Consider the following 16,613-nt stretch of genomic DNA (forward strand, 5'->3'; position numbering starts at 1 on the left):
GCCCGCTGGCGGTCAGGCGGTGACGAGCGCGGCGCGGGCGTCCGGGTCGAGCCGGTCGTGCACCGCGAGCCGGAGGACCGGGTGGCGCTCGAGGGTCGGGTCGTCGTCGAGCAGCGCGCGGGCCGCGACGCGCGCCGCCTCGATCGCCGTGCCGTCGCGCGCGACGCGCAGCACCCGCAGGCCGCTCCGCCCGCCCGACTGCGCCGAGCCGAGCACGTCGCCCTCGCCGCGCTGCTCGAGGTCGACCTCCGCGAGCGCGAAGCCGTCGAGCGTCGAGGCCACCGCATCGAGCCGCTCGCGGGCGGGCGAGTGGGGATCGGCGTCGGTGACGAGCATGCAGAGGCCCGGATGCTCGCCCCGGCCCACGCGGCCGCGCAGCTGGTGCAGCTGGGAGACGCCGAAGCGGTCGGCCGACAGGACGACCATCATCGTCGCGTTCGGCACGTCGACGCCCACCTCGATGACGGTCGTGGCGACCACGACGTCGACCTCGCGGGCGGCGACGGCGCGCATCACCGCGTCCTTCTCGTCGGTCGGCATCGCGCCGGTGAGGGCGGCGATGCGGCGGCCCGCGAGCGCCGGCACGTGCGCGAGCCGGCGCACGGTGGTCTCGACGTCGTCGACCGGCGGGCGGGGCGAGCCGTCGTCGTCCTCCGTCTCGACGCCCTCGAGCTCGCCGGGCGAGATCGCGGGGCACACGACGAACGCCTGGCGGCCCGCCTCGAGCTCTTCACCCATCCGCTCCCACACGCGCAGGAACAGCTGGCGGTCCTGCTGCCGGTCGACGACGAACGAGCGGATGGGGCTGCGGCCGGCGGGGAGGGTGCGGATCGTGGAGACGTCGAGGTCGCCGAAGGCCGTCATGGCGATGGTGCGCGGGATGGGCGTGGCGGTGAGCACGAGCGTGTGCGGGTGGACGCCCTTCGCGCGGAGCGCCTCGCGCTGCGCGACGCCGAAGCGGTGCTGCTCGTCGACGACGACGAGCGCGAGCTCGGCGAAGGTCGTGCGCTCCGACAGCAGGGCGTGCGTGCCCACGACGATGCGCGCCTCGCCCGCGGCGATGCGCAGCAGCGCCCGCTTGCGCTCGGCGGCCGGCATCTGGCCGGTGAGCAGCGTCGGCCGCAGCTCGGCGGCGAGCTCGGGCCCGAGCGCTCGGGTGATGGAGCGCAGGTGCTGCACCGCGAGCACCTCGGTGGGCGCGAGCAGCGCCGACTGCCCGCCGGTCTCGGCGACCGCGAGCATCGCGCGCGTCGCGACGACCGTCTTGCCGGATCCCACCTCGCCCTGCACGAGCCGGTGCATGGCGGTGCCGGAGGCGAGGTCGGCGAGGATCTCGTCGCCCGTGGCGCGCTGGTCGTCGGTGAGCGGCCACGGCAGCGCGGCGTCGAAGCGCTCGAGCAGCGCGCCGGGCTCGCGCGGCTGCGTGGGCAGGGTGTCGAACCAGTCGCGGGTGGCGAGCAGGTACGTCTGCAGCAGGAACGCCTCGTGCCAGGCGAGCGCGTGCCGCGCCCGGTACGCCTCCTGCTCCTCAGTGGGGCGGTGCGCGGCGCGCAGCGCGTCGGCGAGCGGCAGCACGCCGTGCTCGCGCCGCACCGCCTCGGGCACGGCGTCGGCGACCTCGCCGAGCGCGTCGAGCGCGAGCCCGATGGCGGCCTGCAGCTGCTTCGTCGAGACGGCGGAGGTGGCGGGGTAGATGGGGATGGGCGTCGCGGCCCACTGCTCGGCGTCGACGCCGCCCTCGGCCTCGTCGAAGGGCTCGTAGAGCGGATGCGCGAGCTGCCGGCGGTCGCGGTAGACGCCGACCGTGCCCGAGAACAGCGCCGTCACGCCCTTGTGGAGGGTGTCGGTGACCCACGCCTGGCTGAAGAAGGCGAGGTCGATCGTGTCGTCGCCGTCGGTGATCGTGACGGTCGTGAGCGTCTTCGGGCGGCCGCGGCCGTCGCGGCCGGCGAGCTGGCGCGTCTCGACCCGCTGCACCTCCGCGACCACCGTCACGTGCTCGCCCGGCACGAGGCTCGCGAGCGGCGTGAGCTCGCCGCGCTTCGCGTAGCGGCGGGGCAGGTGCCAGAGGAGGTCGCCGACGGTCCGCATGCCGAAGGCCTTCTCGAGCTTCGTCGCCTGCGCCTTCTTCAGGATGCGCTCGAGCGGCCGCGCGAGGCCGTCGGGCAGCGCGGCGCCGCTCGTCGCTCCTGTCGCCACGCCCCCAGGCTAGGCGAGGCGGCTGACGCGCGCCGCCGCCGCCGCGGCGGGCGGGGACGGCGCGGATGCCAGGATGAGGGCATGACGCGCATCATCGGCGGCCTCGCCGGCGGCCTCCGCCTGCACGTGCCGCTCCGCGGCACCCGCCCGACCTCCGAGCGCGTGCGCGAGGCGCTCTTCGGCGCGCTCGACGCCCGCAGCCTCTGCGACGGGGCGCGCGTGCTCGACCTGTACGCCGGATCCGGGGCCCTCGGCCTCGAGGCGGCGAGCCGCGGCGCCGAGACCGTCGTGCTCGTCGAGCGCGACCGGGCGGCCGCGAAGGTCGCCGAGCGGAACGCCGAGGCGGTCGCGAAGGCGGGCGCCGCGCGGGCGCTCGTCGAGCAGGTCGGCGTCGCCCAGTACCTGCAGCGCACGGGCCGCCGCTTCGACCTCGTCTTCCTCGACCCGCCCTACGACCTGCCCGACGCCGAGCTCGAGGCCGCGCTCGCCGAGCTCGCGCCCGCGCTCGAGCATCCCGCGACCGTCGTGCTCGAGCGGTCCCGCCGCTCCGCGCCCGTCGCGCTGCCGGGCGACCTCGAGCTCGAGCGCTCGCGCGACTACGGCGACACGACGCTGCTCTACCTCGGCACGCGCGGCACGCTCGCCGACGCCTCGGCGCCGGAGCCCGACGCGGAGGCGGCGCCCGAGGCGGAGGCGGCGCCGTGACCGACGTGCGCGCGGCCCGCCCGGCGCCCGACGTGCGCATCGGGCACGCCGACTTCGCCGATCCCGCCCTCCTCGCCTTCCTGCAGGCGCACCTCGACGACATGGCGCCCACCGCGCCGCCCGAGAGCCAGCACGCGCTCGACGCGACCGAGCTGCAGCGCCCGGGCGTGCGGCTGTGGGTCGCGCGCGCCGAGGGAGCGATCGTCGGCACGGTCGCGCTCGCGGCGCTGGCGCCCGGCCACGAGGAGCTGAAGAGCATGCGCACCGACCCTGCGCTGCGCGGCGCGGGCGTCGGCGGCCGGATGCTGCGGCACGCGCTCGACGACGCGGCGGCGCGCGGCGTCGGCCGCGTCTCGCTCGAGACCGGCGCGCAGGACTTCTTCGCACCGGCGCGGGCGCTCTACGCGAAGCACGGCTTCGTCGCGTGCCCGCCGTTCGGCGACTACTGGGACGACCCGAGCAGCGCCTTCATGACGCTCGACCTCGCGGCCCGCTAGCGGTCGCGGCGGTACGGGTCCCACCCGCGCGGCGGGAGCGGCGATCCGGAGAGCTGCACCGACGGGTCCCCCGCCTCGACGGCGCCGATGCGCCGCACCGCGTGGCCGCCCAGCTCGGCAGGCATCGCGGTGCCGCGCGGCACAGCGAGCAGCAGCGCGTGGTCCTCGCCGGCATGGAGGGCCGCCTCGAGCGGCGCGCCCTCGGCGGCAGACGCGACAGCGGCGGCGTCGAGCGTGATGCGCACCCCGGAGGCGCGGGCGATGCGGGCGGCGTCGAGCGCGAGGCCGTCGGACACGTCGAGCATCGCCGTCGCGCCCAGCCGCGCGAGGCGCGCGCCCGCCGCGACGGGCGAGACCGGTGCGAGCTGCGCGTCGATGCGCGGGTCGGCCTCCCGCAGCCGCGCGGCGGCGTCGGCGTCCGCCTCGCCGTCCTCATCGACGGCGTCGGCGAAGAGCCGGGCGAGGCCCGCGCCTGCGTGGCCGAGGCGGCCCACCACCCACACCTCGTCACCCGGGCGCGCGCCGGAGCGGAGCACCGCATCGCGGCCCTCGAGGTCGCCGAAGGCGGTGACGGCGATGACCGCGTGCGGCGCGGTGCCGAGGTCGCCGCCGACGACGCCGCAGCCGGGCGCCATCGCGGCGACGCCGTCCGCGAGGCCCTGCGCGAGTGCCTCGAGGTCGGCGACCCGGGTGCTGGGCGGCACGGCGAGCGCGACCACGAGGGAGGTGGGGCGGGCGCCCATCGCGGCGACGTCGATGAGGTTGGTGGCGACGGCCTTCCAGCCGAGGTCGTGCCACGTCGACCAGCCGAGCCGGAAGTCGGCGCCCTCGAGCATCGTGTCGGTGGTGACGACGAAGCGGCCGTCCGGCGCGGGCACGACGGCGGCGTCGTCGCCGGGGCCGACGATCGCTTCGCCGGAGGGCAGCAGCGGGAGGATGCGCGCGAGCGCCTCCAGCTCGCCCGCCTCGCCCAGCGTCCGCTCGTCTGCCATGCGGCAACGGTATCCGGCGCCCCGGGCGCGCATCGCGAGTGGGCTCAGATCGACCAGCGCACGAGCGCGCGCAGGTGCGCGGGCACCGCGCGCTCCACGTGCTCGGGCACGGTGCGGGCGCGCGCGCCCGGCTCCTCGATCTCCACGGCGAGGATGCTCGCCATGCTGTCGGAGTCGATGGGAGCGAAGAGGGTGGCGTACTCCTCGACGTCGCGCTCGAACCCGAGCAGCTGCGGCTCGCGCAACCATCGGTAGACGACGATCGCGCTGGAGCCCGATGCTCCGCCCCACACCCAGGCGATGTGCGAGCGGCGCTCGGGGTCCGTGAGGAGCATCCGCATCGACGCCACGACCTCGTCCGCGCGCACGACCATGGGGCCACCGTAACCGGCCGCTCCGGCCGTCGGCTCCTCGATCTGCGGAAGGGACCGGCGGGAAGGGCCTCGTAGGATCGAGGGGTGCCCCGCCTCCGCCTCGCCCTGCTCGTCGCGGGCGCGCTCGCCCTCGCCGGCTGCGCGCCGGTCGTGACCCTGCCGGCCGCCGAGGAGGCCGCCGATCCGGGCTGCGCCGACGTCGTCGTGTCGCTCCCCGCCGAGATCGGCGCCGACTCGCTGCCGGAGCCGCTCGAGCGCCGCGACGTCTCGTCGCAGGGCTCCGCCGCGTACGGCGAGCCGAGCGCGGTCACGCTGCGCTGCGGCATGCCGGAGCCGGCGCCCTCCACCGAGCGCTGCATCACCGTCGGCGACGTCGACTGGCTGCTGCTCGGCCAGGAGGACGACGTGTGGACGCTCGTGAGCTACGGCCGCTCCCCCGCCACCGAGGTCGTCATCGACACGAAGGTGACGAGCTCGTCGTCGGCGCTCGAGGCGCTCTCGCCGGCCGTCGCCCGCACGGAGCTCGTCCGCACCTGCAGCTGACGGCCGGCGGCCGACGGCCTACGCCTTGTAGACCTCCGGCAGGAACACCCGGCCGTCCTTGTGGCCGGGATCGAGCACGATGCCGTAGCCCTCGGGCGCCGCGGCCGCGAGCTCGGCGCCCGTGAGCCGCAGGTGCGCCTTCGTGCGCGTCACGAAGCCGCCGACGCGGTCGAGCGCGGTGAAGGCCACGATGAACTGCTGCTTGCCGTTCGGGATGGTGAGGAAGTTGCCGGAGGCCGGGTCCTTCGGGTCGTCGACGACGGCGGGCAGCACGAGCTCCGCCTCGCGCACCACCGCCCAGGCGGCGTCGTGGTCGGTGGCGCCGATGGCGCCCAGGGCGTCGAGGGTGGGGTTCGTCACGCCCCCATCGTGGCATCCGGCCCCGTGCGCGGCATCCGAGCGACGCCGCCGGGCGCGCCGCGGCCGGGTGGTGTGGGTGCCGGCTGGGAGACTGGCCGCATGGCCCTCGACTTCACCGCGATCGACTTCGAGACCGCCAACGGCAACGCCGCGAGCGCCTGCGCCGTGGGCCTCGTGAAGGTCGCCGACGGCCGCGTCGTCGACCGCTGGTCCACGCTCATCCGGCCGCCCGCGCCGTACGACGAGTTCTGGGAGTGGAACGTCCGCATCCACGGCATCGAGGCGGCGCACGTGCTCGGCGCGCCAGAGTGGCCCGAGGTGCAGGAGGCGATCCTCGCGTTCGGCGGCGGCGACGTCTACGTCGCGCACAACGCCGGCTTCGACAAGGGCGTCATGCGCGCCGCGGCGAAGGCGTCGCGGCTGCCGGTGCCCGACATGCGCTGGACCGACTCGCTCCGCATCGCCCGCAAGACCTACGCCCTCGAGTCGTACCGCCTGCCGGTCGCGGCGATGGCGGCAGGCTTCGAGGACTTCCAGCACCACGACGCCGCCGGCGACGCCGCCGCGTGCGCGGCGATCGTCGTCCATGCGGCGCAGCGCCACGGGTGCGACGACATCGAGGCGCTCGTGGGCCGCTGCACCTCGGCCATCCACGAGATCGGCGAGCGGCACGAGGCGGTGGCCGAGCTCGCCGCGGCCCGGCGCGCGGCTGAGCGCGAGCGCCCCTGGTGGCAGTAGCCGCCTGACGCTCGCACCGCGAACCGCGCGCATCCGCGCCCCGGCATGCGTCGAGGCCCGGCACCGCGGGGGCGGCACCGGGCCTCGACCGGTCACCGGCGGGCCCGGGGCGCCCCGTCCGGTGTCGCGGAGGACGGGGCGCCTCGCCGAGACCGCCGGGGTCTCGAGAGAGCGCGGCTCAGCGCTGGATCTGCTCCAGGTGGAGCATCCGAGCGAGCACGCGGTCGAGCTCGTCGTCCTGGAAGATCTTCTTCCAGTCGTCCTTGAGGATCGACTCGCGCCCGTAGTCCATGGCGATGAGGCACGCGTCCGAGAACGGGTTGTCGCCGCGCAGGCCGTTCGCGAGCGCCACCTGCGTATGGCCGAGCAGCATCGCGCGGGCGGCCGGCTCAGGCACGCCCATGGTGTTGACGGCCTCGTCGAGCGCCTCCTTGAGGAGGTCGCCGATCATGCAGGCGATCGTCTCGACGAGCGTCGGCTCGAGCTGCGCGAGCTGCTTGATGGTGACGAAGTGCACGTCGACGACGGGCGAGTAGACGGTGCGCACGACGGCCTCGAGCGCGGCGCGCTTGTCGTCGTCGTCCGACTCGATCGCGGCGACGACGTCCTGCGGCGCGGCGATGCCGCCGAAGGTGTCGGCGTACTCCTCGTCGGTGCGGCGCTTGAGGAAGATCGACGGGTGGCACGGGTGCGCGACGCCCTGGATGACGTCGTCGCGCGTCGTGAGCAGGCCCGCGTAGGCGGCGGCCGGATCGAGCGTGAGGAGGATCGCGCCCGCCTTCATGCGCGGGACGACCTGGGCCGAGACGGCGCCGAGGGCGAGGTCGGGCACGGCGAGGATGACGACGTCGGCGTCGACGACGGCCTCCTCGGTGGGCGTGATCTCGCGGCCGGCGGCGCGCACGCGCTCCTGCCCGGCGGGCGAGACCTCGCTGTAGGCCACGCGGTGCGCCGAGCCGGTGAGGTTCTCGGACACGCGCATGCCCATCTTGCCGCCGGCGCCGATGACGGCGATGGCGATCGACTGCTGCTGGGTGTCGGTCATCGTTCTCTCCTGTGTGGGGCGGGCGCCCCGTCAGGCGGCCCAGCGGGCCGCGGACTGTGCGGTCCAGGCGCGCTCGGCGCGCATGGTGGTCTGCTCGTCGCCCTGCCATGGGAGCCAGTGCTCGACGATGGCGTGGACGCGGGTGAGGTCGAGGGAGGCGCGGAGCAGCTCGAGGTCGAGCAGCCCCTCGCCGAGCGGCGCGCCGGCGAGCACGAAGCCCACCCAGCCGGGGTTGCGGTCGAAGGCGAAGTCCTTCACGTGGAGGTTCACCGTGTACCGAGCGCAGCGGCGGATGACGTCGGCCGGGTCCTCGAGGGCGGCGACGGTGTTCGCCGGGTCGAGGCAGATGCCGATGCGCTCGTCGCCGAGCTCCTCGACGAGCGCGATGAGCGTCGCCGTGGGCACCTGCTCGTAGGTCTCGAGCGCGAGGGTGACGCCGGCGTCGGCGAGCCGGGGCGCGACGCGCCGCAGCCGCATCTCCGCCTCGACCGCCGACGGCCGGTCGTCGCCGCTCGTGAGCATCGAGCGCAGCGTCGTGGCGCCGAGCGCGTCGGCGGCCGCGATCTGCTGCTCGAGGTGGTCGACCGCGACGCCCCGGGTGCCGAGCTCGAGCGCGATGCCGAGCTCGTCGGCCGCCGAGCGGAGCTCGGCCAGGCCGGCGGCGGTCGCCGGCAACCGGGGGTCGTCGCAGATCTGGAACCGGTCGAGCCCGAGCTCGCGCGTCGCCCGCAGCTCGTCGACGATCGTCGTCGGGGTGCTCGCGCGCTCCGAGTGCTGCCAGAAGAACGCGTACGAGCCGAGGCCGAGGCTCACGGGTGGATCGCCTCCTCCGGCTGCACGGCCGCCGCGGCCGGCTGCGCCCTGCGGCCCATGCGCGAGAGCACGAGCATGAGGACGCCCGAGAGGGCCATGAAGCCGCCGACGATGACCATCGGCACGACGTAGCTCGCCTCGCCGTCGACCGCGGTCGCCTCGGCCACGGCGCCCGTGATGTACGGGGCCGAGAAGCCGGCGAGGTTGCCGACGGTGTTGATGAGCGCGACGCCCGCGGCGGCCGCCGCTCCGGTGAGGAACTGCGTGGGCAGCGTCCAGAAGTTCGGCAGCGCGGCGAAGATCGCCGAGGCGGTCACCGCGATGATCGCGACCGTGAGCGCCGGGGCGCCGGCGAGCAGGGCGAGCGGGATCGAGACGGCGCCGACGAACGCGGGGATCGCGATGTGCCAGGTCTTGAGCCCGCGCTTCTGCGCATCCCGCGACCAGAGGATGAGGACGATCGCGGCCGGGATGTACGGGATGGCCGTGATGAGGCCCTTCTCGACGAGCCCGAACTCGGTGCCGAACTGCTCCTGGAAGCCGCCGATGATCGTGGGCAGGAAGAAGCCGAGGGCGTAGAGGCCGTAGATGAAGCCGAAGTAGATGACGGCGAGGATCCAGACGCGGCCGGACGTGAAGGCGTCCTTGAACGAGTGGCGGCCGTGCGAGGCGTTCGTCTCGGTCGACTCCTTCTGCAGCGCCTTCGTGAGCCACTCCTGCTCCTCGAGCGTCAGCCACTTCGCGTCGGCCGGGCGGTCCTTGAGGTAGAACCAGGCGATGATGCCGACGAGGATCGCGGGCACGCCCACGATGAAGAACATGAAGCGCCAGCCCTCGAGGCCGAAGAAGATGCCGTCGTGCGTCATGAGCCAGCCGGCGAGCGGGGCGCCGATGACGGTCGTGAGCGGCTGCGCGACGTAGAAGAGCGCGAGGATCTTCGAGCGGTGGCGCGCGGGCACCCACAGGCTGAGGAACAGGATCGCGCCGGGGAAGAAGCCGGCCTCGGCGACGCCGAGGAGGAAGCGCAGGATCCAGAGCTGCTCGAAGTTCTGCACCCAGGTGAAGAGCACCGCGACGACGCCCCACGTGACCATGATGCGGGCGAGCCACTTGCGGGCGCCGAACCGGTGCAGCGCCATGTTCGAGGGCACCTCGAGCAGGATGTAGCCGATGAAGAAGATGCCGGAGGCGAAGCCGAACCTGGCGGCGTCGAGGGCCAGGTCGTCGTTCATGCCGTTCGGGCCGGCGAACCCGATCGCGGTGCGATCGAGGTAGTTGATGAAGAACATCAGGGCCACGAACGGCACGAGGCGGATCGCGACCTTGCGGATGGCGGAGCGCTCGATCTGCGACTCGCGTGCACCTGCGGTTGCTGTGGTGTCCACATTGACTCCTTGAGGGGGAACCCACGCGGCTGTGCGTCGGGCGGGATCAGTGTGCACCCGCATCCGCCAACCTGTCAACCGGTTGACCAATTTGCGGATCCCTCATCGCTCGCCGCCGATACGCTGGGCACGTGACCGACAGGAACGGGGCCGCCGCCGAGATCGCCGCGCACCTCGGTGCGCTGCCCGTCGGCGCCTCCCCCGTGGCCGGCGTCGCCGACCGCCTGCTCACGCTCTTCACGAGCGGCGACCTCGCGCCCGGCACGCGCCTGCCCTCCGAGCGGCAGCTCGCCGAGTCGCTCGGCGTGGGCCGCAGCGCCATCCGCGAGGCGCTCGCGGCGCTCGAGATCCTCGGCGTCGTCTCCACCCGGCCGGGCTCGGGCACCTACCTGCGCGACGGCGTGAGCGAGCTCCTCCCCCAGACCCTGCGCTGGGGCATGCTCGTCGGCGGCGAGCACACCGAGGAGCTCATCGAGGTGCGCGCGGGCCTCGAGATCCTCGCGGCGCGCACCGCGGCCACCCGGGCCTCCGACGACGCGATCGCCGAGATGCGCGCGGCGATCCAGCGGATGCGCGACGCGGGCGACGACCTGCACGCGTTCGTCGAGGCCGACGTCTCGTTCCACATCGCCGTCGCCGCCGCCTCCGGCAACCGCATCCTGCTCGACCTGCTGCAGATCGTGCGCTCGCTGCTGCGCGTGTGGGTCGACCGATCGGTGAACGACCCCGCGCAGGCGGCGATCGCGATGCGCGAGCACGAGCACGCCTGCGAGGCGATCGCGAGCCGCGACCCGGAGGCCGCCGCGGCCTCGATGGCGGCCCACATGGAGACGGCCTCGGCCCGCCTCACGGCGCTCGCCGCCGCCGGCCGCTGACGCGGCACCGGCTTTCGACCGGCCGCCGGATCTGTCCCCCGAACAGGGCCGACGCACAGCGGAGGCATAACGAAAGCGTCACGATCGGGTTGCTGTCCGATAACGCCGACCCCGTGATCCCGGGGAATCCTCGATCCGGAACCCGGTTCTGCGAGATCCCACCCATAGCGTGATGGGCGCGGACTGCCGCCTCCGGCAGAGCCCGCTCCCCAAGGACGCGACCGCCCACGACCCACGTCGTGGGCGAGCGTATGGTGCCGCAGCACGACCGTGAGGTCGCGCCCTCCGGCAGACGAATCACCGCTCGCGCGGCTGCACCCGTCCACGACTGCGCTCGGATCCCCGAGCCACCAGGAGTGCCATGACTGCATCGCGCCCGAACCAGGCCGCGCCCGATCCCCACGACGACGTCGCCCTGCGCGTCGAGCACCTCAGCAAGGTGTTCGGCCGCCGCCCCAAGGAGGCCCTCGCGCGCATCGCCGCCGGCGCCTCCCGCGACGAGGCCGCCAAGCTCGGCACCGCCGCCGTCGTCGACGCGTCCTTCGACGTCCGCCGCGGCGAGATCTTCGTCGTCATGGGCCTGTCGGGCTCCGGCAAGTCGACCCTCATCCGCATGCTCAACGGGCTGCTCGAGCCCACCGAGGGCACGGTCGATGTCGGCGGCGAGCGCGTGACCGGCGTCGACGCCAAGCGGCTGCGGGGCGTGCGCCGTTCGCAGGTGTCGATGGTGTTCCAGCACTTCGCGCTGCTCCCCCACCGCACCGTGCTCGAGAACGTCGCGTACGGCCTCGAGATCCAGGGCGTCGGCCGCGAGCGCCGCCAGCAGCTCGCGCGCGACGTGATCCGCCGCGTCGGGCTCGAGGCGTGGGAGACCCGCATGCCGAGCGAGCTCTCGGGCGGCATGCAGCAGCGCGTCGGCATCGCCCGCGCCCTCTGCGCCGACACGCCCGTGCTGCTCATGGACGAGGCCTTCAGCGCGCTCGACCCGCTCATCCGCCGCGAGATGCAGGAGCAGCTCGTCGAGCTGCAGGCCGAGCTCGGCAAGACGATCGTCTTCATCACGCACGACCTCAACGAGGCGATGTTCCTCGGCGACCGGATCGCCGTCATGCGCGACGGCCGCATCGTGCAGATCGGCAGCCCGGAGGAGATCCTCACCGATCCCGCGAACGACTACGTCGCGCAGTTCGTGCAGGACGTCGACCGCGCCCGCGTGCTCACCGCCGCCTCCGTCATGGAGCCGCCGGCCGCCGCCGTGCCGATCACCGTCGGCCCGCGCGGCGCCCTCAAGGCGCTCCGCGACGCCCAGACCTCGACGCTGCTCGTCACCGGCCCCGGCCGCACGGTGCTCGGCGCCGTCCGCGACCGCGACGTCATGCGCGCCGTGCAGGCGGGCGAGCGCGAGCTGCGCCCCCTCGTCGACGCCGGCGTGCAGCAGGTCGACCCCGACACCTCGCTCGCCGAGCTGCCCGAGCTCGCGATCACGAGCGGCCTCCCGCTCGCGGTGGTCGGCGACGGCGGACGCCTCCTCGGCGTCATCCCGCGCGTGATGCTGCTCGCCGCGCTCGGCAACGTGCCCACCGACACCTCGGAGCTGCAGGTCGTCGACCTGCCGCCGGCGCTCGACGCGCGGCTCCTGACCCAGACCCTCGACGCCACCCCGGAGGTGCACGATGCTCGATGACCTCCGACTCCCCCTCGGCACCTGGGTGGAGGCCGGCGTCGACTGGGTGACGGTCAACCTCGCCGTCGTGTTCGACGCGATCCGCGCCGTCGTGCTCGCCCTCTTCGGCGTCGCCGAGACCGCCTTCACGCAGCCGCCCGAGCCCGTGATGATCGCGATCCTCACCCTGCTCGCGTTCGCGGTGCGCGGCTGGCGGATGGCGCTCGGCACCGTGCTCGGCCTCGCCGTCATCGTGCTCGTCGGCCAGTGGGACAACGCGATGCTCACGCTCTCGCTCACCGTCGTCGCCGCGCTCTTCGCGCTGCTCATCGCCATCCCGCTCGGCATCTGGGCCGCCCGCTCCGACACCGTCTCGGCGATCGTCCGGCCCGTGCTCGACTTCCTGCAGACGATGCCCGCGTTCGTCTACCTGATCCCCGCGATCATCCTGTTCCGCATCGGCGTCGTGCCCGGCATCATCGCCACGATCGCCTTCGCGCTCGCTCCCGGCGTCCGGCTCACCGAGCTCGGCATCCGCGGCGTGAACAAGGAGATCGTCGAGGCCGGGCACGCGTTCGGCGCCTCGCCCGGCCGCATCCTGCGCCAGATCCAGCTGCCGCTCGCGCTGCCGACGATCATGACGGGCGTCAACCAGATCATCATGCTGTCGCTCTCGATGGTCGTGATCGCCGCGATGGTCGGCGCCCGCGGCCTCGGGCAGGACATCGTGCAGTCCCTGCAGCGGATCGACATCGCCCTCGGGTTCGAGGCCGGCATCTCGGTCGTGATCCTCGCGATCATCCTCGACCGCTGCACCAACGCGCTGGGGTCCCTCCAGCAGCACAGCCCCATCGCGCGCCTCCGCGCGCGATCCGTCGCGGCGCGCCGGGCACCCAGCCCTGCGCCGGCGACGACCGGAGCGGCCGCATCCGCGGTCGCCCAGACCGACACGGGCCGCGTGGGGAGCGCGGTCGGAGAGGAACGAGCATGACCAAGCGCTTCATCCGAGGAGCCGCGATCGCGGCGGTCGGCGCGCTGGCCCTCGCGGGCTGCTCCGCCGCGGACGGCGGGACCGACGCGGAAGGCGCGGCAGGCGGCGACCAGACCGACCTGACGATCGGCGTCTTCAACGGCTGGCCCGAGGGCGAGGCCGTCTCGTACCTGTGGCAGGCGATCCTCGAGGAGGAGGGCTACGACGTCTCCCTCGAGTACGCCGACGCGGGCCCCGTGTTCGCCGGCGTCGCCGCGGGCGACTTCGACGTGCACCTCGACGGCTGGCTGCCGCTGACGCACGCCGACTACATGGACGAGTTCGGCGCCGAGCTCATCGACCTCGGCTCGTGGAACGACGACGCGGTGCTCACCATCGCGGTGAACGAGGACGCCCCGATCACGTCGCTCGAGGAGCTCGCGGACAACGCGGACACCTTCGGCAACCGGATCGTGGGCATCGAGCCCGGCGCCGGTCTGACGGCGGCGACGCAGAACGAGGTCATGCCGACCTACGGGCTCGAGGGCATGGAGCTCTCGACGTCATCGACGCCCGCGATGCTCGCCGAGCTGAGCGCCGCGATCGACAGCGGCGAGAACATCGCCGTGACGCTGTGGCGCCCGCACTGGGCGTACGACGAGTTCGCGATCCGCGACCTCGAGGACCCCGAGGGCACGCTCGGCGGCGCGGAGGGCATCCACTCGCTCGCGCGCGCGGGCTTCGACGAGGACTTCCCGCAGCTCACCGCGTGGCTGCAGGCGTTCGAGATGGACTCGGAGCTGCTGTTCTCGCTCGAGAACGCGATGTTCAACAGCGGCGCGTCGCAGGGCGACTACCCCGAGATCGTCGCCGACTGGATCGCCGAGAACCAGGAGTGGGTGGACGGCCTGACCGCCGGCGCCGACGCCTGATCCGCATCCTCACGCGCGAGGGCCGCACCCACCCGGGTGCGGCCCTCGTCGCATTCGCCACCGCTCGCCGCTGGTCGAGGAGCGCGCCGCCGCAGGCGGCACGCGTCACGAGACCCCACCGGCCCACCGGCTCTCGTGACGGCAGCGCCCTCCGGACGTGGCCTCCTCGACCGACGCGCGCAGGCCACCCCGCTGGTCGAGGAGCGCGCCGCCGCAGGAGGCACGCGTCACGAGACCCGTCCACAGCCTGGCCGGGTGCGGCCGCCGGGCATCTGCAGCCCACGGCACGATGCCCGCCATGCCGCACATGTACATCCTCGAATGCGCCGACGGCTCCTACTACGTGGGCTCGTCCTGGGACGCCGAGGCTCGGCTGTGGGAGCACAACGCGGGCCGCGTCGACGGGTACACGAAGCGTCGCCGTCCGGTGCGCCTCGTGTACGCGGCCTGGTTCGACCGCATCGAGGACGCCTACGCCGCGGAGAAGCGCGTGCAGGGCTGGGGACGACGGAAGCGGGAGCTGCTCATCCACGGACGGGAGGACGAGCTGCCCGGCTCCGGCTCTCGGTCGTGGGCGGCACGACGCGCGTGGCCCGCGAAGCCGCCTGACGGGGTCTCGTGACGGCAGCGCCCTCCGGCGCGGCCTCCTCGACCAGCGAGAACGTCAGCACCGCTGGTCGAGGAGCGCGCGGCGCAGCCTCACGCGTCACGAGACCCACGACGCGAACCGGTCTCGTGACGGCAGCGCCCTCCGGGCGCGGCCTCCTCGACCAGCGAGAGCGTCAGCACCGCTGGTCGAGGAGCGCGCGGCGCAGCCGCACGCGTCACGAGACCCGGTCAGTCGGCGGTGGCGACATGCGCGAGGAGCTCGCGCGCGAACCGCTCCGGGTCCTCGAGGTGGGGCGAGTGACCCGCGCCCTCGAAGATGACCTCGCGGTACGCGCCGCTCGCGGCGGCGTACGCGTCGAGCACCGCCCGGGTCTGCGCGACCATCGGCTGCGGCGGCGCCGCCTCCTCCCCCGGCCACCCGGGCACGATGCCGTGCTTGCCGAGCGTGTGGAGGTCGAAGAACGACTCGTCGGCGACGATCGCGTCGTGCGCGCCGCGGATCCACAGCACCGGCGGCTTCGCCGCGATCCCGACGATCCCCGTGAGGTCGAGGTGCTTGCCCGACATCGCGTTGAGGATGCCGCGGTCGCCCGCCGCGAACCCCGGCCAGGCGTCGGAGGCGACGCCGTCGCCGGGCTGATTGCCCTCCCCCGTGCGCGTCGAGAGCATCGACTCCACCCAGAGGTCCTCGCGGCCGTCGTCGAAGTCCGCGGCGACGTAGCTCGAGCGGAAGACGCTCCGCGGGCTCGTCGGCGCATCCGCCGTCGTGTCGCCCGCCGCGAGCCGCGCGATGAAGTCGGGGTTCGCGCCGAGCCCGCCCGTGCCCGCCGCGTCGGGCGTGCACAGGGTGCCGTCGAGCCGCGTGCCGAAGCCCTGCGGCGGCACGGGCGCCTGCAGCGTCACCGAGCGCACGAGCTCCGGCCGGTCGAGCAGCAGCTGCAGCACCACGCCGCCGCCCATCGACCAGCCGACGAGGTGGGCGCCGGAGACGCCGAGCGCGTCGAGCACGCCGGCCACGTCGTCCGAGAGGTCGCGCAGCCCGCGGGTCGCGTCGACCGGCAGCGTCTCGGAGTCGCCGAACCCGCGCAGGTCGATCGCGATCGACGGGCGCGGCAGCGCCTGCATGAGCGGCTGGAAGAACAGCGACGACGACACGTTGCCGTGGATCAGCACGATCGGCGCGGCGTCCGCCGAGGCGGCGTCGGTGCCCGGCGCGCGCAGCACCGACGCCTCGAGCCGGTCGGTGCGCACCGAACGCTGCTCGATGCCCTCCAGCAGGGTCGTCATGCGAGGATCTCGGGCTCGGTCTTCTCGCGCAGCTCCTCGAGCGTCACGTCGGGGGCGAGCTCGACGAGCCGGAGGCCTTCGTCGGTGACATCGAGCACCGCGAGGTCGGAGATGATGCGGTCGACGACGCGCTTGCCGGTGAGCGGCAGCGAGCACTCGTGCACGATCTTCGCCGAGCCGTCCTTCGCGACGTGCTCCATGAGCACGATCACGCGCGCGGCGCCGTGCACGAGGTCCATCGCGCCGCCCGGGCCCTTCACCATCTTGCCGGGGATCATCCAGTTGGCGATGTCGCCCGCGGCCGAGACCTGCATGGCGCCGAGGATGGCGGCGTCGATCTTGCCCCCGCGGATCATCGCGAACGACGTGGCGGAGTCGAAGAACGACGTGCCGGGGAGCGTCGTCACGGTCTCCTTGCCGGCGTTGATGAGGTCGGGGTCGACGGCGTCCTCGGTCGGGTACGGCCCGACGCCGAGGATGCCGTTCTCGCTCTGCAGGACGACGGTGACGTCGTCGGGCACGAAGTTCGGCACGAGCGTCGGCAGGCCGATGCCGAGGTTGACGTACATGCCGTCCTCGAGCTCCTGCGCGGCGCGGGCCGCCATCTGGTTGCGGGTCAGTGCCAT

General features: G+C 74.0%; 18 protein-coding genes. 9 read left to right on the plus strand and 9 right to left on the minus strand.

The window, feature by feature from the left end:
- Window positions 1-12: 12 nt before the first annotated feature.
- Window positions 13-2,199 carry an ATP-dependent DNA helicase RecG gene (locus IEW90_RS10785; RefSeq protein ID WP_308421878.1) on the minus strand — a complete coding sequence of 729 codons (2,187 nt, stop codon included), beginning with the start codon at window positions 2,197-2,199 and terminating at the stop codon, window positions 13-15.
- An 81-nt stretch (window positions 2,200-2,280) separates the two neighbouring features.
- Here IEW90_RS10785 and rsmD point away from each other — a divergent pair, with 81 nt between their 5' ends.
- Together rsmD and IEW90_RS10795 are read left to right on the plus strand one after the other, a co-directional pair.
- Window positions 2,281-2,904, plus strand: a complete 624-nt coding sequence (rsmD, locus tag IEW90_RS10790; protein ID WP_188718298.1) for a 16S rRNA (guanine(966)-N(2))-methyltransferase RsmD — start codon at window positions 2,281-2,283, stop codon at window positions 2,902-2,904.
- Window positions 2,901-3,401, plus strand: coding sequence for a GNAT family N-acetyltransferase (locus IEW90_RS10795; protein ID WP_229679638.1), 501 nt, complete (start codon window positions 2,901-2,903; stop codon window positions 3,399-3,401). The genes rsmD and IEW90_RS10795 overlap by 4 nt, the downstream gene beginning before the upstream one ends.
- Here the strand turns inward: IEW90_RS10795 and thiL are convergent.
- Window positions 3,398-4,393, minus strand: coding sequence for a thiamine-phosphate kinase (thiL, locus tag IEW90_RS10800; protein WP_188718299.1), 996 nt, complete (start codon window positions 4,391-4,393; stop codon window positions 3,398-3,400). The two genes, IEW90_RS10795 and thiL, sit on opposite strands and share 4 nt — an antisense overlap.
- 44 nt (window positions 4,394-4,437) lie before the next feature.
- Window positions 4,438-4,767: a hypothetical protein gene (locus IEW90_RS10805; RefSeq protein WP_188718300.1), complete on the minus strand. Its 330-nt coding sequence runs from the start codon at window positions 4,765-4,767 to the stop codon at window positions 4,438-4,440.
- Between the two features lie 84 nt (window positions 4,768-4,851).
- On the opposite strand from IEW90_RS10805, the gene IEW90_RS10810 reads away from it, so the two are divergent.
- Window positions 4,852-5,310 (plus strand): DUF3515 family protein, encoded by a 459-nt coding sequence (locus IEW90_RS10810; protein WP_188718301.1) that lies wholly within the window; start codon window positions 4,852-4,854, stop codon window positions 5,308-5,310.
- Window positions 5,311-5,328: 18 nt separating this feature from the next.
- Here the strand turns inward: IEW90_RS10810 and IEW90_RS10815 are convergent, their stop codons facing one another.
- On the minus strand, window positions 5,329-5,670 hold the full coding sequence (locus IEW90_RS10815; RefSeq protein ID WP_188718302.1) for an SseB family protein: 342 nt from the start codon (window positions 5,668-5,670) through the stop codon (window positions 5,329-5,331).
- Between the two features lie 99 nt (window positions 5,671-5,769).
- Between IEW90_RS10815 and IEW90_RS10820 the strand changes: the two genes are divergently transcribed.
- Window positions 5,770-6,408, plus strand: a complete 639-nt coding sequence (locus IEW90_RS10820) for an exonuclease domain-containing protein (protein WP_188718303.1) — start codon at window positions 5,770-5,772, stop codon at window positions 6,406-6,408.
- A 178-nt stretch (window positions 6,409-6,586) separates the two neighbouring features.
- On the opposite strand, the gene IEW90_RS10825 is transcribed toward IEW90_RS10820, so the two are convergent.
- Genes IEW90_RS10825 through IEW90_RS10835 form a run of 3 tightly spaced genes read right to left on the minus strand, consistent with a single transcriptional unit; the run spans window position 6,587 to window position 9,651 of the window.
- Complete coding sequence (locus IEW90_RS10825) at window positions 6,587-7,453, minus strand: phosphogluconate dehydrogenase C-terminal domain-containing protein (protein ID WP_188718304.1); 867 nt, start codon at window positions 7,451-7,453, stop codon at window positions 6,587-6,589.
- 30 nt (window positions 7,454-7,483) lie between these two features.
- The gene (locus IEW90_RS10830; RefSeq protein WP_188718305.1) at window positions 7,484-8,266 is read right to left on the minus strand and encodes a sugar phosphate isomerase/epimerase family protein; all 783 of its coding nucleotides are present in this window, start codon (window positions 8,264-8,266) and stop codon (window positions 7,484-7,486) included.
- On the minus strand, window positions 8,263-9,651 hold the full coding sequence (locus tag IEW90_RS10835; RefSeq protein WP_229679639.1) for an MFS transporter: 1,389 nt from the start codon (window positions 9,649-9,651) through the stop codon (window positions 8,263-8,265). Before IEW90_RS10835 ends, IEW90_RS10830 begins: the two co-directional genes overlap by 4 nt.
- Window positions 9,652-9,782: 131 nt before the next feature.
- On the opposite strand from IEW90_RS10835, the gene IEW90_RS10840 reads away from it, so the two are divergent.
- From IEW90_RS10840 to IEW90_RS10860, 5 genes are all read left to right on the plus strand, one after another.
- On the plus strand, window positions 9,783-10,526 hold the full coding sequence (locus IEW90_RS10840; RefSeq protein ID WP_229679640.1) for a FadR/GntR family transcriptional regulator: 744 nt from the start codon (window positions 9,783-9,785) through the stop codon (window positions 10,524-10,526).
- 361 nt (window positions 10,527-10,887) lie between these two features.
- On the plus strand, window positions 10,888-12,210 hold the full coding sequence (locus IEW90_RS10845) for a quaternary amine ABC transporter ATP-binding protein (protein WP_188718307.1): 1,323 nt from the start codon (window positions 10,888-10,890) through the stop codon (window positions 12,208-12,210).
- Entirely contained in the window at window positions 12,200-13,180 is a 981-nt protein-coding gene (locus IEW90_RS10850; RefSeq protein ID WP_188718308.1) for an ABC transporter permease, read from the plus strand. The genes IEW90_RS10845 and IEW90_RS10850 overlap by 11 nt, the downstream gene beginning before the upstream one ends.
- Complete coding sequence (locus tag IEW90_RS10855) at window positions 13,177-14,091, plus strand: glycine betaine ABC transporter substrate-binding protein (protein ID WP_188718309.1); 915 nt, start codon at window positions 13,177-13,179, stop codon at window positions 14,089-14,091. Before IEW90_RS10850 ends, IEW90_RS10855 begins: the two co-directional genes overlap by 4 nt.
- A 298-nt stretch (window positions 14,092-14,389) precedes the next feature.
- The gene (locus tag IEW90_RS10860) at window positions 14,390-14,713 is read left to right on the plus strand and encodes a GIY-YIG nuclease family protein (RefSeq protein ID WP_188718310.1); all 324 of its coding nucleotides are present in this window, start codon (window positions 14,390-14,392) and stop codon (window positions 14,711-14,713) included.
- A gap of 215 nt (window positions 14,714-14,928) precedes the next feature.
- On the opposite strand, the gene IEW90_RS10865 is transcribed toward IEW90_RS10860, so the two are convergent.
- Together IEW90_RS10865 and IEW90_RS10870 are read right to left on the minus strand one after the other, a co-directional pair.
- Window positions 14,929-15,987: an alpha/beta fold hydrolase gene (locus IEW90_RS10865; protein ID WP_188718311.1), complete on the minus strand. Its 1,059-nt coding sequence runs from the start codon at window positions 15,985-15,987 to the stop codon at window positions 14,929-14,931.
- A complete protein-coding gene (locus tag IEW90_RS10870; RefSeq protein WP_188718312.1) occupies window positions 15,984-16,613 on the minus strand; it encodes a CoA transferase subunit B in 630 nt (209 codons plus the stop codon). Before IEW90_RS10870 ends, IEW90_RS10865 begins: the two co-directional genes overlap by 4 nt.

Origin of the sequence: Agrococcus terreus (genome assembly GCF_014645235.1) — a bacterium.
In the GTDB taxonomy this organism is placed as follows: Bacteria; Actinomycetota; Actinomycetes; order Actinomycetales; family Microbacteriaceae; genus Agrococcus; species Agrococcus terreus.

Bases quoted from the DNA above. Each gene is read 5' to 3' on its own strand.
- rsmD (WP_188718298.1), top strand. From the start codon at position 2,281: ATGACGCGCATCATCGGCGGCCTCGCCGGCGGCCTCCGCCTGCACGTG.
- thiL (WP_188718299.1), bottom strand. From the start codon at position 4,393: ATGGCAGACGAGCGGACGCTGGGCGAGGCGGGCGAGCTGGAGGCGCTC.
- IEW90_RS10805 (WP_188718300.1), bottom strand. From the start codon at position 4,767: ATGGTCGTGCGCGCGGACGAGGTCGTGGCGTCGATGCGGATGCTCCTC.
- IEW90_RS10820 (WP_188718303.1), top strand. From the start codon at position 5,770: ATGGCCCTCGACTTCACCGCGATCGACTTCGAGACCGCCAACGGCAAC.
- IEW90_RS10825 (WP_188718304.1), bottom strand. From the start codon at position 7,453: ATGACCGACACCCAGCAGCAGTCGATCGCCATCGCCGTCATCGGCGCC.
- IEW90_RS10845 (WP_188718307.1), top strand. From the start codon at position 10,888: ATGACTGCATCGCGCCCGAACCAGGCCGCGCCCGATCCCCACGACGAC.
- IEW90_RS10850 (WP_188718308.1), top strand. From the start codon at position 12,200: ATGCTCGATGACCTCCGACTCCCCCTCGGCACCTGGGTGGAGGCCGGC.
- IEW90_RS10855 (WP_188718309.1), top strand. From the start codon at position 13,177: ATGACCAAGCGCTTCATCCGAGGAGCCGCGATCGCGGCGGTCGGCGCG.
- IEW90_RS10860 (WP_188718310.1), top strand. From the start codon at position 14,390: ATGCCGCACATGTACATCCTCGAATGCGCCGACGGCTCCTACTACGTG.
- IEW90_RS10865 (WP_188718311.1), bottom strand. From the start codon at position 15,987: ATGACGACCCTGCTGGAGGGCATCGAGCAGCGTTCGGTGCGCACCGAC.
- IEW90_RS10870 (WP_188718312.1), bottom strand. From the start codon at position 16,613: ATGGCACTGACCCGCAACCAGATGGCGGCCCGCGCCGCGCAGGAGCTC.